Genomic DNA, 15,660 nt, shown 5'->3' with positions numbered 1-15,660 from the left:
TAACTTGAGGTAAACACACCATCAATTAAAAGAAGGTATTAAGGATGACGCTAAAAAAACAAGAAACCTCACTCCTCCTTTCAGGTCGAGCTAAAAAATATTCCCAAGGCGCAGTAAATCCAATTATACAACGAACATCATCCGTTATTTTTGATTCCGTTGCACAAAAACGTGAAGCAACGAAAAAACGAGCGGAAGGTACGCTTTTTTATGGTCGTCGAGGCACAACCACACATTTTGCCTTACAAGAAGCTTTAACTGAATTAGAGCAAGGTGCAGGCTGTGCACTATTTCCTTCAGGTGCAGCGGCTATTACACAATCTATACTCGCATTTATTGAGCAAGGTGCTCATATTCTTGTTACAGGCTCTGCCTACGATCCAACTCAAAATTTTTGTGATCAGATCTTACGTAAATTTTCAGTGACTACGACTTATTTTGATCCTTTAATCGGCAAAGAGATCAGCCAATTGCTACGTCCTGAAACAAAAATCGTTTTTCTTGAATCGCCGGGATCAATTACGATGGAAATTCAAGATCTACAAGAAATAGTCAATTCAGTTCGCCAATACAACCCTGAAATCATTATTATGATTGATAACACTTGGGCGGCAGGATTACTACTTAAACCACTAATATTGGGTGCCGATATCTCAATCCAATCTGCCACAAAATATATTAATGGTCATTCTGATGGCATGTTAGGTTTTGCTGTAGCTAATGAACGTTGCTGGGAGCAGTTACGTGAAAACACTTATTTATTAGGCCAATGTGTTGATCCTGATACAGCTTATATGACGGCAAGAGGATTAAGAACATTACCAGTCAGGATGAAACAACACGAACAAAGTGCATTAGAAGTTGCTCGTTGGTTAAAACAACATCCTTTAGTTGATAACGTTTTTCACCCTGCCTTAGCCTCTTGCCCAGGACATGAATATTTCCAACGTGATTTTACAGGTAGTAACGGATTGTTTTCTTTTAGTTTGAAGAAAATACTTACCTCAGAAGAATTTGCGATTTTTTTAGATAATTTTTCATTATTTAAGATGGCGTTTTCATGGGGAGGATTTGAATCTTTAATTTTGGGTTATCAACCTAATGATATTAAAGCAATGCGTCAGTATGAAACTCAGCCAATATTTACAGGAACACTCTTTCGCATTCATATTGGATTAGAAAATGTAGATGACCTTATTGAAGATCTTGAACAAGCCTTTTTACGTATTTCTTAATAAAGAATGAATTTTTTATTAAAAAAAATCTATCCCTGTGGTTCCACAGGGATTAAATCAAACTGTTCTCTTTATTTTGCGTTAGAATAGCGAACATAAAGTCCTTTTTTAATGCGAGTTCGCTAATGGGTACATTAAAAGAGATCATTCACGCGCTAATGCAACACGATTATATGGTGTTAGCTAATCCAAATGTGCTGTGGGTTATCTATATTGTTCTTTTTGTTATTATTATGCTGGAAAACGGGGTATTACCCGCCGCATTTTTACCAGGAGATACACTGCTTATTCTTTGCGGTGCCTTAATTGCAAAAGGTGTTTTACACTTTTTCCCGACTATCATTATATTAGGCACTGCCGCTAGTATTGGGAGTTGGCTCGGCTTTTTACAAGGCCGTTGGCTAAGTGATACAAAAGTGGTTAAACGTTGGATGGCTCAATTACCAGAGCAATATCATCATAAGGCAAATGATCTCTTTCATCGCCAAGGCTTGTATGCGCTATTGCTAGGCCGTTTTATTGGATTTGTGCGTACATTATTACCGACTCTGGCTGGCTTATCAGAATTACAACAACGTCGCTTTCAAATATTTAACTGGTTAAGTGGCTTCTTGTGGGTAGGGATTATTGTTTCTTTAGGCTATGTGCTAAACCTGATCCCATTTGTACAAAAGCATGAAACACTTGTCATGAATATCTTGATGACATTGCCTGTATTGCTCTTAAGTGCGGGCTTAATTGGCTCGATTGTGATGTATATTCGCCATCGTAAAAATAGCGCCAGTAGTAAATAATTAAAAAAAACGCCGTTATGTTAATCATCATAATGGCGTTTTTTAATTATCTAATATCTCAAAAGTTCAGTTGTTCATTATCTTATCTCCTATCTTTTTAATATCTTAGTAAAAATCCATTGATATTTATCACCGTCATCTTTTTGCCTTAATCTGTTTGTCGTTAAAGCTTAATTGCTTTTGACGCAATAAACGTTGGTATATAACTATCAACGAGAAAACGAGCATGAGGGGCAAAATCTTCAACAAAATCTTGTAATAAGAATCCCGCTTTTAGCTGCCCACCAATAAGGTCAGTTAAAGAATGACCAAATACAAGTCCATCGCCTCTTGCGACTTTTTCTTGCAGAATATCCGAAGGTAGTGAACCTTGATCACTATATGGTAAGCGGTAAGTTGGTCTTATTAATCCCTGTGAACGCAATTGCGGATCTCTATCATCAATAAAAACAACGGGATTATAAAAACTCGCCATAAGTACACCGCCTTTTTTCAAAACACGGTAGCACTCTTGCCAAACGGGATTAACATCCGGTACATATAAATTTGAGATAGGGTGAAAAACAATATCAAAACTTTCATCAGCAAATGCGGTTAAATCAGCCATATCACCTTGAACTGTTACTAAATCTAACTGATGCTTTTGTGCCAATTGATGGTCTTTACTTAATTGGCCTTCTGATAAATCATGGACTTTCCAGTTTCCTTGTTTTGCAGCGATGATTTCTTCATCACTTACAGGTTTAGACCACTGATTTTCCATTGCGGCTTGTTTATCCCAATGTTCTTGGTTTAATGTTAAATAATGACTTTCCATATTACTCCTTATAAATTAACTACAATTTGAATTGTTGTCGTTATTAAGAGGAATAATTCATCTCCTATTTCTACAACCTTACAGTTATAGTTATGTCATGCTATTTCGTCTAGACACAGCGAAAAACTTTTTCCTGATTAATTGTCATACCGCATAACATCAAATTAAGGTGGATACAAAATGCAAAACTTTACTTATTACTCCCCCACTCGCCTTCATTTTGGTCAAGGGCAAATAGAAAAACTACGTTCTGAAATCGGAAAAAATGAAAGAATTCTGCTGACTTATGGTGGTGGCAGCATTAAACGCAACGGCGTTTTAGATCAAATCTATACGGCACTCCCTGGCCATCAAATTCATGAATTTGGCGGTATTGAGCCGAATCCTTCCTATGAAACATTAATGAAAGCCGTTTCTTATGCTAGATATCATGGTATTACTCATTTATTGGCCGTAGGCGGTGGTTCCGTCATTGACGGAACAAAATTTATTGCAGCAGCAATTCCTTATCAAGGTGAACCATGGGAAATTGTAACCAGTCGTGGAAAAGTCATTGAAAAAGCGCTGCCTTTAAGTTGTGTACTAACACTTCCTGCAACAGGAACAGAAACCAACAGTTTTTCGGTGATAAGTAAAAAACAGACAATGGATAAACAAAGTTTTGCCAGCCCTCATGTTTACCCTCATTGCGCTATTTTAGATCCAACAACCACCTATTCTTTGCCACCAAGACAAACCGCTAATGGTGTTGTTGATGCTTTTATTCATATCTTAGAGCAATATCTCACTTATCCAGTGAATGCTCGTGTACAAGATGAATATGCAGAAGGTCTTTTACGTATTTTAATTGATCAAGGGCCAAAAGCGCTGACATCACCTACAGACTATGATATCCGTGCTAATATAATGTGGACAGCATCACAAGCCCTTAATGGTATCCTTGGTGTTGGTGTTCCTCAAGATTGGGCTACGCATGCATTAGGCCACGAACTCACGGCATTACACGGGCTTGATCATGCACAAACTCTCGCCATCGTTTTACCTGCTCTATTAAATGAAAAACGGCAGGCTAAATATGAGAAGTTAATCCAATATGCACAAAAAGTTTGGGGTATAAACCAAGGTTCTGACGCTTTTAAAATTGAAACTGCGATTAATGAAACTCGAAAATTCTTTGAATTAATGGGACTTAGAACTCGACTGGCTGATTTCAAAATCACTGAAGAAGATATTCCAGCTTTAGTGCGGAAATTAGAAGAGCATGGACAAACCGCACTAGGCGAGCATCAAGATATCACATTAGAAGTCAGTCAACGTATTTATACTGCGGCACTCTAAGTACTTTAATGCGACTTTGGAGACAGAAATGGATAAACCTAAACTGATCAAGCTATCTGATGGAAATGCCATCCCTCAACTTGGGCTGGGTGTTTGGCAAGCAGATAATCATCAAGTTGTTAAAGCGATTCATCACGCACTTGATACTGGCTATCGCCTTTTTGATACAGCAGCCATTTACCACAATGAAGAAGGTGTTGGTAAAGCGCTAAAACAGATTACGGTTCCTCGTGATGAACTTTTTATCACCACCAAATTATGGAACAACGATCAAACTCATGCTCGAGGTGCTGTATTAGAAAGTCTCCAGCGTTTGCAACTTGATTATATTGATCTCTATTTAATGCATTGGCCAGTCCCTTCACGCGAGCTTTATGTTGAAGCTTGGAAGCAGATGATTATTTTGCAAAAAGAAGGCTTGGTAAAAAGTATTGGTGTCTGTAATTTTAAAGAAGAACATCTTGAACGTATCATTACAGAAACAGGTGTTACCCCTGTCATTAATCAGATTGAAATTCACCCTTTGATGCAACAAGCACCATTAAGAGCATGGAACACAACACATAATATTGTGACCGAATCTTGGAGCCCCTTAGCACAAGGGGGAGAAGGTGTTTTTAATCAGCCTATCATTCAAAAACTGGCTGATAAATACCATAAAACTCCTGCACAAATTGTTTTACGTTGGCATTTAGATAGTGGGCTTGTGGTTATTCCAAAATCTGTCACACCTTCACGTATAGAAGAAAACTTTCACATTTTCGATTTTAAATTAGAAAAAGAGGAAGTTGCGGAAATAACAACCCTTGATCAGAAAAAGCGTTTAGGGCCTGATCCTGATGTTTTTGTTGATATCTCGTAGTAGAAATAACTGATTAATGTGTGATTGTTAATTGTATGTCAAAAGCCAGTATAAACATTTTATACTGGCTTTTTTTAATCATATTATATTTCTTAAAAAGAGCCTTATTCTCTTTCAACGCTAGTTGAGTATTTATTTTTTTCTCTCTTTTCTTTTTATACTTTTAATCTCTACTTTTTTAGATATCTAAAAACTAATGAATTCAAGTTCAGTTTTTGATATCGAAAACCTATATAAATAAGAGAATCTCATCATTATTTATTTGCGATGAGCTTTTAAAATGACAATATCAAAATATGGGCTAACACCACAGCTATCTGCGATAGCTAAAAAAGTAGCATGGGTAAATATCTTTATTCAGTTTGCTTTTCCTATCTCTGCAACAATACCTTCCAATGTATTTGCTAAAGAGAATATACAGGAAAATCAATCCATTAATAAACCAATCAATAGAGATCACTATCAAGTTCAAAAAGATGATACGCCTGAGTCAATAGCTAAAAAATTCAATATCAAGTTATCAAAATTAATTGAAGATAATCCAGATTATGTCTCTTTAGTGGGAAAATTAAAAATTAAAGAAGGAATTATCCTTAATATTCCGAAAACAGTTTCTCATCATGGTAAATGGTTAAACGCTAATGAAAAAGATTTACCTGAAATATCTACTGATGGAGAGGAATTAGCACAATTAGTCGTAAATAACGCATCTTTATTAAATAAAGATACCGATGGGACACTGTATGCAATTAGCCAACTTACCAACAAAGCCAACGCTGAAATAGAACAATGGTTAAACCAATTTGGTCATGCAAGAGTTTCTCTTTCAACTGATAAAAACTTCACATTAGAGAGCAGTTCCGCTGATCTATTAGTTCCATTATATGATCAAGAGAAAAATTTAGTTTTTTCACAAACCAGCTATCACCGCAAAGATTCTCGTAGTCAGTTCAATCAAGGCATTGGCTACCGCTATTTTACTGATCGCTTTATGCTCGGTGTTAACGCTTTTTATGATTATGATTTAAGTCGGTATCACAGTCGATTTGGTGTGGGTGCCGAAGTGTGGCGAGATTATTTTAAACTGAGTGCAAACCACTATCATCGCTTATCCAACTGGCGAACATCCGATGATGTTATGGATTATAATGAACGTCCTGCTAATGGTTGGGATATAAGAACAGAAGGTTATTTGCCGGCTTATCCTCAATTAGGTGCTAAATTAATTTTTGAACAATACTATGGTAAAGAAGTTGGTTTATTTGGCAAAGATAATCGCCAAGAAAATCCTCACGCTTATACTGCTGGATTAAATTATACCCCCGTACCTTTAATTACATTCGGTGCTGAACGTCGTTTTGGATTAAACGACAATAACGAAAATAAGTTCGATCTCAATATACAATATCGCCTTGGCGAATCACTTTCTTCACAGCTCAATTCTGATAATGTGCGTGCGATGCGTTTAATGTCTGGTAATCGCTATGATTTTGTTGATAGAAATAATGACATTGTATTGGAATATAAAAAGAAAACGTTGGTATTTCTTTCTCTGACATCGGCAATTAATGGTTATGCAAAAGAAGAAAAAGATTTAGGTGTTCACGTTAACTCTAAATATCCAGTAAAACACATTGAATGGTCTGCAAATGGGTTAATCGCTAATGGTGGTAAAATTAACCACAATGGTGCATTTAATTATTCTGTTATTTTACCAAAACATATTTCAGGCTCGATACAGAAAAACACCTATACAATAAGTGCTGTTGCAATTGATGAACAAGGTAATCGTTCTGATCCCGTACAAAGTCAAATTATTGTTGACCAATCCGCCATTAATACACAAAAAAGTTTATTTGACCCAAGTTTAAGTCAATTACCTGCTGATGGTCATACACAACAACAATTAATCTTGTCTGTATTTGATAATGATAATAAGCCCGTCAATATTAATATCGATGAGCTTAAACTTAATATAAAAACCGATAACTCACTCAGTGGTAGCCATATTTCTGCATTTAGTAAAATAGGTGCAGGTGAATATGATGTGATCGTCACAGCAGGTAGTTCACCTGAAAAATTAATACTGACACCGTATTTTAGAGATAATACCTTTAATTCCGCTGACATTAACTTTCACGCCGATATCAAAACTGTACATATAGGAAAAGGCGACCTTTCCGTTATTAAAGATAATGCCCCTGCTGACGGCGTAAGTGAAAACAAAATAAAAGTGCGTGTAACCGATCTCAACCACAATCCGGTAGCTAATTACTACATTCATTACCAAGCCGATAACGGCGCTAACATCATTTCGGTGGGACCAACAGGATTAGATGGTGAAGCCGAAATTCCGATAACTAATACGCATGCAGGTATAACCAATATTAAAGTCACTGTAGGCGATATTGAATATCCTATTTCAGTTAATTTTACTGCGGATCGAAAAACAGCCTATATTCCACGTGCTTTATTAACAATCACACCTGAAACATCACCTGCTGATAATACGACTGAAAAAGCTATTTCGCTCACCGTCATGGATAAAGAGCACAATACCGTTCCCAACGCCGATGTAATATTACGCGTAAACAATCAAGCGCAAATTAAAGACAACATTGTGACAACAGATAAAGACGGTAAAGCTAGCACAACCATGGTAAGTAAAATTGCTGGCGATATTTTATTAAAAGCAGAAGTCATCGAAAGTAATCAAGTCACAGAGGCGACAGCCACTTTTATTGGTAATATTTCTAATGGTCATATTGTTTCTATTACACCATCAGCGCCACCTTATATTGCTGATGGTAAAACAATGGTGACATTTACAGCAAAAGTCACTGATAGTTTTAATAACCCATTACCGAATGCACTGATTCAATGGTCAACAAATAGAGACAGCCAAATTGTTAATATTAAAAATATATCATCAACGGATAAAAATGGGTTCACTCATACAACGCTAACAAGTACACAGGCATTGGATGTTACTGTTACTGCAACAACGAGCAATCATTCCTTATCAGCATCACCTATTACGTTTATTGCCGATAATCAACAAGGTTTAATCACCCTATCTTCAGATAAAATGCAGATTATTGCAGATAACAAAGAGCAAGCCACATTAACAGCTCTCGTAAAAGATAAGTTTAATAACCCATTACCCAATGTTACTGTTGATTGGAAAATACAAGGAGGTCATGCTGATAAGCAACAAACTAAAACAGACTTACAAGGTCAAACCGTTATTCCTATTACCGCAACACAGGCAGGTCTAATAACCGCAGTCGCCACGTTAAAAAATGGTCACAATGCACAAATTACAATTAAGACCATTGCTGATCCCAATAGCGCAACCCTCTCTTTATCATCGAACAAAACACAGGCAATCGCTGATAATAATGACACTATTACCGTCACAGCGCATGTGGTTGATGCCAATAAAAACCCATTAATACAACAATCGGTATTTTGGCAATCATCACCAAATCAACCTAACAACGGCATTGTTAAAACGGATGATCAAGGTAATGCACAAGTTGAAGTAAAAGGTAAAGTGGCAACCGCAGTGACGTTAACAGCGCGTTTAGCCAATAATCAAAGCGCTTCACTGGATCTGTTATTTACACCAGGTCAAGTTGATAAAGCACATAGCCATTTTGATTTAGCACCACAAACAATTATTGCCAATGGACAAAGTGAATCATTAGGGACAATTGAGTTAAAAGACCAGTTTGATAACCCAGTCCCTAAACAAGAAAAATCTATTTTACTCAGTGGCGATAATCCAACAATTACCTTTAATTCTGTTATTGATAAAGGAAATGGTATTTATCACGTTGAAATAAAAGGAAAAAAAGAAGGAATTAGCCAAATTACAGCGAAATATGATGGTATTAACGCATTTGTATTAACACAACTACTTGGCTTTATTGCGGATAAACAAAATGCCACAATTCAATCTGTCAATGTCATAGCCCCTTTTAGTGTGACAGCAAATGGACAAGATAGCGTCACCATTCAAGCAAAAATTGTCGACAAACAAGGCAATCCAAGCATGGAAGGGATCACTGTAGGCTGGCTTACCACATTAGGCTCATTGTCCTTACCCATCAGTAAAACAGATAAAAATGGGCTTGCGACAATAACACTTTCAAGCCAGCAAGCAGGTATTGCACAAGTGACCGCACTTTTAGACAGCCAAGGATCACTCGTCGCAGATCACGACATTACATTCACCACCGATGTGATTTCAGCAGATAATTCTACATTAACACTGTCACCTTCGATTATTGTTGCTGGTGATGGTACTTATTCTCGCGATAATACATTGATTAGTGTGACATTAAGAGATAAACAAGGCAATTTACTAACGGGTTTAAAAGATAAGATAAAACGTCAATACAGCACTGCTCTGATTTTTAAAGAAGGTGCATTTAGTGAAATCAGCCCTGGTGTTTATACGGCAAAAATCAGTGCGCAAAAAGCAGGTACAACCACCGTTAGCGCAACAGTAAATAGCGTGACGTTAAAGCAAACCGCTAACCTTGCTGTTATTGCTGACAATGCCAGTGCCACAGTGCGTGATATTGTTATTAGTAATTCAACCCCTAAAGCGGGAGATACTATTACTTATACCGCCTATATAATTGATAAATATAACAATCCAATCAATAAAGATATGCCCGTTACGTGGACATCAGATAACGTCAGTACATTAAGCGCTGCATTAACGTTTACAGATGATAAAGGTGTAACAAAAACACAATTAACACGAGGACCAGCGGGTTTAGCCAAAGTTGATGTTTATTTAAAATCGGGTGTTTATCATGCCAAAGATATCAATTTTGTTGCCGATAATGTGGATGAAAATCGTTCTGAAATAACCTTATTACCTGCCAATATTATTGCAAACGGTACTGATAAAGCCATATTGAGCTTAATTGTCAAAGATAAAGGTGGCAATTTATTACCAGATCAACAAATTAAAGGTATTTCAAATAATCCAACCATTACCTTTGGTGTCGCTAAACAAGTTTCCCCAGCTCACTATGAAATTGAGGTCACAGGTAAAAAAGCAGGTACGGCAAGTGTAAGTGTGAATGTAAATGGTACTGACTTTAAAAAACAAAAGAGCTTACAACTACGCGCTGATGCCACTACATGGCAAGTAAAATCTGCCAGTGTAGATAGAACCACCATGATTGCTGGAGACAAGGGGGCAAACTACCAAGCGACCATTGTTGATGCCAATAACAATATCTTGCCAAATGTTATTGTGTCATGGAAATTGCAAGGCTTAGCTGATGATTATGACTTTAGCACCTACACCGATGCTCAAGGTATCGCAAGAACCAAAATCACAAGCCACGTTGCAGGTATATTGAAAATGAGTGCCTATCTTGATTTAAATAATCATAAGGCTATTCAAGATGTAACGGTAACGCCAGCAGATATTGATGCCAATAAATCAACGTTTAGTAGTTCTCGCCAATCAATTGGCGGTGATAATAAAGATAGTGCCCTACTCACTGTTAATTTAATGGATAAATATAGTAATACCATTGATGGTAAAACAGTGTCTATTAAAGCCACCAGTGGTCAACCTAACTTTAGTGATAATCCATTAAAATCATTGGGGAAAGGCGAGTATCAAACAAGTTTAACGTCACATATTAAAGATGATATTACGTTAACAGCAGAGGTTAATGGGATAACCATTGCATCCCCTCTGACCATTAAAGTTATCGTTCCTAAACCAGACATTATTTTTAGTCATCAAATTCAACAAGAAATTTATGCCTCAGCACCAATTAATGCATTAACTTATACAGGAGTCCCGAATAATATTAATGTCATGTGGTCTAGTGCAGATCCGACTATTGCCACTATTGATACACTCAGTGGAAAAATTTCGCTGAAAAAGGCAGGAACAACAACGATTACCTTACAAACCTCAGGTAATGACCAATATCAACCCTCACAAAGTAGCTATCCATTAGTTATTGATAAAGCAAAACCTGATATGAAGCTTACATCAGCAAGTACCATTACGTCAGCGTGGGAAGATGGCGTTCAACATCAAATTACCGTTGCATTTAATCACCCTGATGCCAAAAATAACATCAATATTCACTATATCAGTGACGATACCGATATAGTAACGGTGGATAATAAAGGTAATATTATTGCAGTTAAACCAGGTACAACCAAAATCAATATACAAAGCGAAGCCACTGATCAATTTCTCGCTGATGCAACTCAGGTATCTTATCAACAAGATAAAGGAATGCTGACTTATTCTTTTCAAAAATCAATAGTCTATTTATCAGACTCCGACACAGATAATGGCCCTATTCAGCCACCTCAAGTACCTCAACAGCCTGTTCCTGCATTAGCACAAGCAACATGGAGTAGTTCAGAACCCAGTAAGATAACAATCACACCGGAAGGTATGATAACCGCCCTAAGAGCAGGAAATTCTAAATTAGAATTAAATGTAAAAAATAATGTTTATTATCATGACTATAGTAAAGGTTATGATGTCAGCGTGGCTAAAACACCAAAAATTAAAATGAAGAGTTTTCAGTTCAGTTCAATGAAAACAATGAGAGAAGAAAAGTCTATTTCAGCTATAGAATGGCATCGTTTATATACCACTGATAATCATTTTTCAGTTCAGTGGGAACCAGATGGAGACATTCCTCATGCCATTGATTTTGTATTACGTGATAGTAATGATAAAGAATTAATACGCCTTCAAAGGCATAATTATGGTATGACTCCAGGTAGTAGTGGTAATATTAATGAACCTGTGATATTTGACAATATACCTGAACAGGCTTTAGCCATTAATAATAAGCTAAAACTTGACGTTGAAGTATTTGATGATGCCAATAAGTCAATGAAGAAAAACTATGATATTAATATAGTAAAAATCTCGCCAAACGAGGTACTCTCAAATACGGAAATTACCAAAAAATCCATCTTTTTTTATACTAAAAATGGTTCGCCAACCTCATATTGTCAAGAATTACCAACGGGTGATACTACGCATTTATTTATACAATTCAATGTCAGACTTAAAAATAAAGAACCTAATGATGTCATGCTATATCCCGTTAAGGTCGATGTTGATCTCACTAATAATACATTTGATGGTCGAGATAATTTTAAAGGAACGGGTGCACTCAAAGATCCTTTAAGTTATACACAAAAAGTATTTGATCAAAGCTCAGGTGACTCTATTACCTTTTATGAAACCACCTCTAGCCTTGCCGTCGATAGAGAATGTAAATTAAACGATAGTGGTAGCGGTGATGCCTATATTAAATTGACTATTGATACAAACACTGCAAGCACTAAACAAAGTTTTCAGTGGAGCGGTGCGAGCGATACAACTAAATAACCGTGATTTTCATTAAAATTAATCTATCCACTCAGTTTATACTGAGTGGATTTTTTATTTAATAAACCTTAAATTCCATTTTCAGCAATAATAAAGACCCATAATTTTAACTAGTTAAAATAAATCTTTTTCTTCTTTTAAAAAGAAAGTAATACATTCTGTATAGTTACCTTGTGCAATGACCTTTCCCTTTTCCAGCACGATAATATGATCAGCACGTTTTGCGATTTCAGGGCTATGTGTAATAACAACACGTGTACAATGAAGTTTTTCAAGATACTCCCCTACTTTTTCAGCACTGACCGTATCTAAGCTTGCTGTTGGCTCATCTAAAAATAAGATATTAGGTTCTGCTAACAATGCTCTTGCTAAACATAATCGTTGCTTTTGCCCACCCGAATAGCGATCGCCTTGCTCTCCCACATCTTCATCTAAATCCGCTTGGGTCAGCGATAAATTCAATGCATTAAGTAACTGTAAAATATCCTTATCACTGACAGTTGGTTGCTCATCTTGCCTTAATGACCAACGTAAAGAACCTTTAATTAATTGGTTATACTGGAAAACGACTTGTCTTGTTTGGGCAAGTACTTCTTCGGATAACTCGTTAACCTTTTTATCCCCATAATAGATATCCCCTCTATCTGCATCAATAAGACGCGCTAAAGCACGCAGTAATGTCGTTTTACCAGCACCTGAGCTACCCACAATAGTGGTCATTTTTTTATCAGGGCAGGTTATTGTGATATCAAACAGAATGGGGTTTCCAGTGTTGTTATTGACACTAAGTTCAATACAACGGATCTCACTCTCTTTTGGCATATCACTGATTATTGGACTTTGTAATATGGGTGTATCCAACGCGTTTTTAATTAAGATAAATGATTGTTTACTTTGTCTTAGGGCTTGATCAATATGAGAAAGTTGAAAAAGTGGCTCAATAAAACGAGTGATTAATACCACAATGCCAAGCCATTGCACTCATTGCCGCGCCAGAACAGAGTGTTTCAGCATGAGGTACAGGCACTAAACTGCGAGGTAAATGCTTAATGAGTGCATTGACTAAAATTTTAGTCACTGCTGTACCGGATAAAAAACCTTTTAATGTAGCAATATATTGGCTAACACCGTTATCGCAATAACAGGCACTATAATAAATTGCACAATATCCGCAGGTGCATGGGCAATCAGCTGATGTAACGCCTTAATATCACGTTGAACATACTGATTAACCCCATTTTTTCCCTGATGAATAAACCAGTTTAGGGGTAATTGCTGCATTTTTTCTGATAACGACAATCGCAATTGATAAGTTAATCGTGCATCCATTAAATGCGTTAAATGAAAAGCCATTGATTGGGAAATTAGCCACAAAACACCCCCAATCACAGCAAATACTAACCAAAATGTATTTTCATTAGGAAAGGAAAGAATTAATTGATATAGCGCGAGCCAAGGTACTAAAGAGCTAAAGCCCGCCATAATTTGTAGTAAAAGAGCACCCATTAAAAGGGTACGAAAAGGCCGTAATAAAGCCCATAATTCATTACGCATAATAGTCTCCAAAATACCTTGAGGCACTATAGCGAAAAGAAGATTTACCCTCTAGTATCAACACTTTAGATTGCGAGACTATTTCTTTCGATTAAATGGTGTTTTGATTATTTATTAAGCAAAATGAAAAATAAAGTGGGGTTAAGCTCTCACGCTCGCTCTACGCACATCGCCCGGTAATAGGCTAAAACGTTTTCGAAAGGCAACAGAAAAATGCGCAGGAGTATAACCAATAGAATACGCAACACTTGAGACAGAGATATCTTGGTTTAACAACATATTATAGGTAGTCTGTAAGCGATATTCTTGCAACCAGCCATAAACAGAATCACCAAATAATTGGCGAAATCCTAAGGTTAATTTTCGTGTATTAAGACCGACACGAGACGCTAATATCTCAAGCTTTGGTGGTGTATCCATTTCTGCCATTAAGATTGCTTTTGCCTGGTTTAAACTATTCTTTTCACGCTGACTTAATGAACGGTGAATAGGCTCCTTTAGGCGGTATAAATATTGCAAACTTAATGACGCAAATTCACATGCTTTGCCTGAATAATAGAGCGGTTTTAAAGGTTCAAGAACTGAGGTTTGGAATAACTGCGTTGTTAACGCTAAAAAAGCATTATCCATATCTAAATGGTGCAACGTTAATACCTGATTTTGCTTTAAGATGGAGGGCAATAGAATATGTTGCTGATCAAGCCACACTGAGATGACAGCTGTAATAACGTATATTTTAATGGCGAGCCTGATTTAAATTGGTTTAATAAAGAGTAACGTTCAGTACTGCTGGCAATAAAAATACTTGGTGCTGTTATCTCGATTTTTTGTCCATTGATACTTTCACTAATAACATGCCCGCTATGCAGCGCTACTAAATTAAACCCTGCTTGATAGGACTCTTCAACCTGTTGATGCTGAGGTTGTTGATGACCGATATAAGAATAGAATGAAGCGTGCTGGGACATAATGAATAAAGTCAGTCGAATAAATAATAAGCTATGTTGGCAAAAAAATAGCGAAATAGCAATTATTATCATTTAAATACGTATTTTAAAGACAGGGTGCTTGTACCATCAACTTCACAACTTGAACAAAAATTGGGGGGAGCCCCCCCGACAAGCTATTTATCACACATCAAAATAGCTTGAACCACTGTGTTACCATCAGTAATGTTAAGAGAACATAATCGTTCACCGACAATTACCGTAAAACAAAGTACGGTCACACAGATAACAGTAATGCTAAATAAGGTTATTTTAGTCAATTTGATTGACTCCTTTATCAAAAGGAGACAGAATCAAGTTGTTGAGGTTTGAGTCTGTCCCCGGATTTTATGAAAATAAAATTCGGGGCTTTTCTCGTTTTGGCTCTTGTAAAATGCTTGAACCAAAACGGTCCAAGCACCCGTCACTTAGTAGCAGAATTCCGTCCGTTCTCTATACCTTACCTGGCGTATTTTGAAAATAAAATCAATTACAACAACAAGTTAAAAGAATAAGCAAAACAACTTACGCTTGACTCAAGCTTAAAAAAAAGACACAGTCCATGCGTCAAAACAAAGACATTTACATGTTCTATTTTTATTGACTCCTTATATGAAAAATGACCTTGCACCCAACTCTTTGTTTGACACTAGCCCCAAATTAATT

Annotated in this window: 12 protein-coding genes; 5 read left to right on the top strand and 7 right to left on the bottom strand. The window is 36.6% G+C overall.

The window, feature by feature from the left end; genetic code table 11:
* Positions 1-44 precede the first annotated feature (44 nt).
* Entirely contained in the window at positions 45-1,235 is a 1,191-nt protein-coding gene (metC, locus tag CBE70_RS09700) for a cystathionine beta-lyase (protein WP_100159193.1), read from the top strand.
* 125 nt (positions 1,236-1,360) lie between these two features.
* On the top strand, positions 1,361-2,029 hold the full coding sequence (locus CBE70_RS09695; protein ID WP_100159192.1) for a DedA family protein: 669 nt from the start codon (positions 1,361-1,363) through the stop codon (positions 2,027-2,029).
* A 163-nt stretch (positions 2,030-2,192) separates the two neighbouring features.
* Here CBE70_RS09695 and CBE70_RS09690 read toward each other — a convergent pair whose 3' ends face one another.
* Entirely contained in the window at positions 2,193-2,846 is a 654-nt protein-coding gene (locus tag CBE70_RS09690) for a class I SAM-dependent methyltransferase (protein WP_100159191.1), read from the bottom strand.
* A 180-nt stretch (positions 2,847-3,026) separates the two neighbouring features.
* Between CBE70_RS09690 and CBE70_RS09685 the strand changes: the two genes are divergently transcribed.
* The 3 genes from CBE70_RS09685 (at position 3,027) to CBE70_RS09675 (ending at position 12,454) form a co-directional block, all read left to right on the top strand.
* Positions 3,027-4,184: an iron-containing alcohol dehydrogenase gene (locus CBE70_RS09685; RefSeq protein ID WP_100159190.1), complete on the top strand. Its 1,158-nt coding sequence runs from the start codon at positions 3,027-3,029 to the stop codon at positions 4,182-4,184.
* Between the two features lie 28 nt (positions 4,185-4,212).
* Complete coding sequence (gene dkgA, locus CBE70_RS09680; protein ID WP_100159189.1) at positions 4,213-5,046, top strand: 2,5-didehydrogluconate reductase DkgA; 834 nt, start codon at positions 4,213-4,215, stop codon at positions 5,044-5,046.
* Positions 5,047-5,326: 280 nt separating this feature from the next.
* On the top strand, positions 5,327-12,454 hold the full coding sequence (locus CBE70_RS09675; protein ID WP_100159188.1) for an Ig-like domain-containing protein: 7,128 nt from the start codon (positions 5,327-5,329) through the stop codon (positions 12,452-12,454).
* A gap of 114 nt (positions 12,455-12,568) precedes the next feature.
* Here the strand turns inward: CBE70_RS09675 and CBE70_RS09670 are convergent, their stop codons facing one another.
* The 6 genes from CBE70_RS09670 to CBE70_RS09650 all read right to left on the bottom strand — a co-directional run bounded on the left by CBE70_RS09670 (position 12,569) and on the right by CBE70_RS09650 (position 15,275).
* Positions 12,569-13,435, bottom strand: a complete 867-nt coding sequence (locus CBE70_RS09670; RefSeq protein ID WP_100159187.1) for an ATP-binding cassette domain-containing protein — start codon at positions 13,433-13,435, stop codon at positions 12,569-12,571.
* Positions 13,392-13,532 carry a hypothetical protein gene (locus CBE70_RS18280; protein WP_157926003.1) on the bottom strand — a complete coding sequence of 47 codons (141 nt, stop codon included), beginning with the start codon at positions 13,530-13,532 and terminating at the stop codon, positions 13,392-13,394. The genes CBE70_RS09670 and CBE70_RS18280 overlap by 44 nt, the downstream gene beginning before the upstream one ends.
* Positions 13,533-13,555: 23 nt before the next feature.
* Entirely contained in the window at positions 13,556-14,008 is a 453-nt protein-coding gene (locus CBE70_RS09665; protein ID WP_100159186.1) for an ABC transporter ATP-binding protein, read from the bottom strand.
* 141 nt (positions 14,009-14,149) lie between these two features.
* Positions 14,150-14,653 carry a helix-turn-helix domain-containing protein gene (locus tag CBE70_RS09660; RefSeq protein ID WP_157926002.1) on the bottom strand — a complete coding sequence of 168 codons (504 nt, stop codon included), beginning with the start codon at positions 14,651-14,653 and terminating at the stop codon, positions 14,150-14,152.
* A 20-nt stretch (positions 14,654-14,673) separates the two neighbouring features.
* Positions 14,674-14,976, bottom strand: coding sequence for a hypothetical protein (locus CBE70_RS09655; protein WP_157926001.1), 303 nt, complete (start codon positions 14,974-14,976; stop codon positions 14,674-14,676).
* A gap of 155 nt (positions 14,977-15,131) precedes the next feature.
* Positions 15,132-15,275, bottom strand: coding sequence for a Hok/Gef family protein (locus CBE70_RS09650; protein ID WP_100159183.1), 144 nt, complete (start codon positions 15,273-15,275; stop codon positions 15,132-15,134).
* Positions 15,276-15,660: the final 385 nt, after the last annotated feature.

The sequence above is a fragment of the Proteus columbae genome (assembly GCF_002777965.1).
Taxonomy (GTDB): domain Bacteria; phylum Pseudomonadota; class Gammaproteobacteria; order Enterobacterales; family Enterobacteriaceae; genus Proteus; species Proteus columbae.
This window is presented reverse-complemented; position numbering and strand designations above follow the sequence as displayed.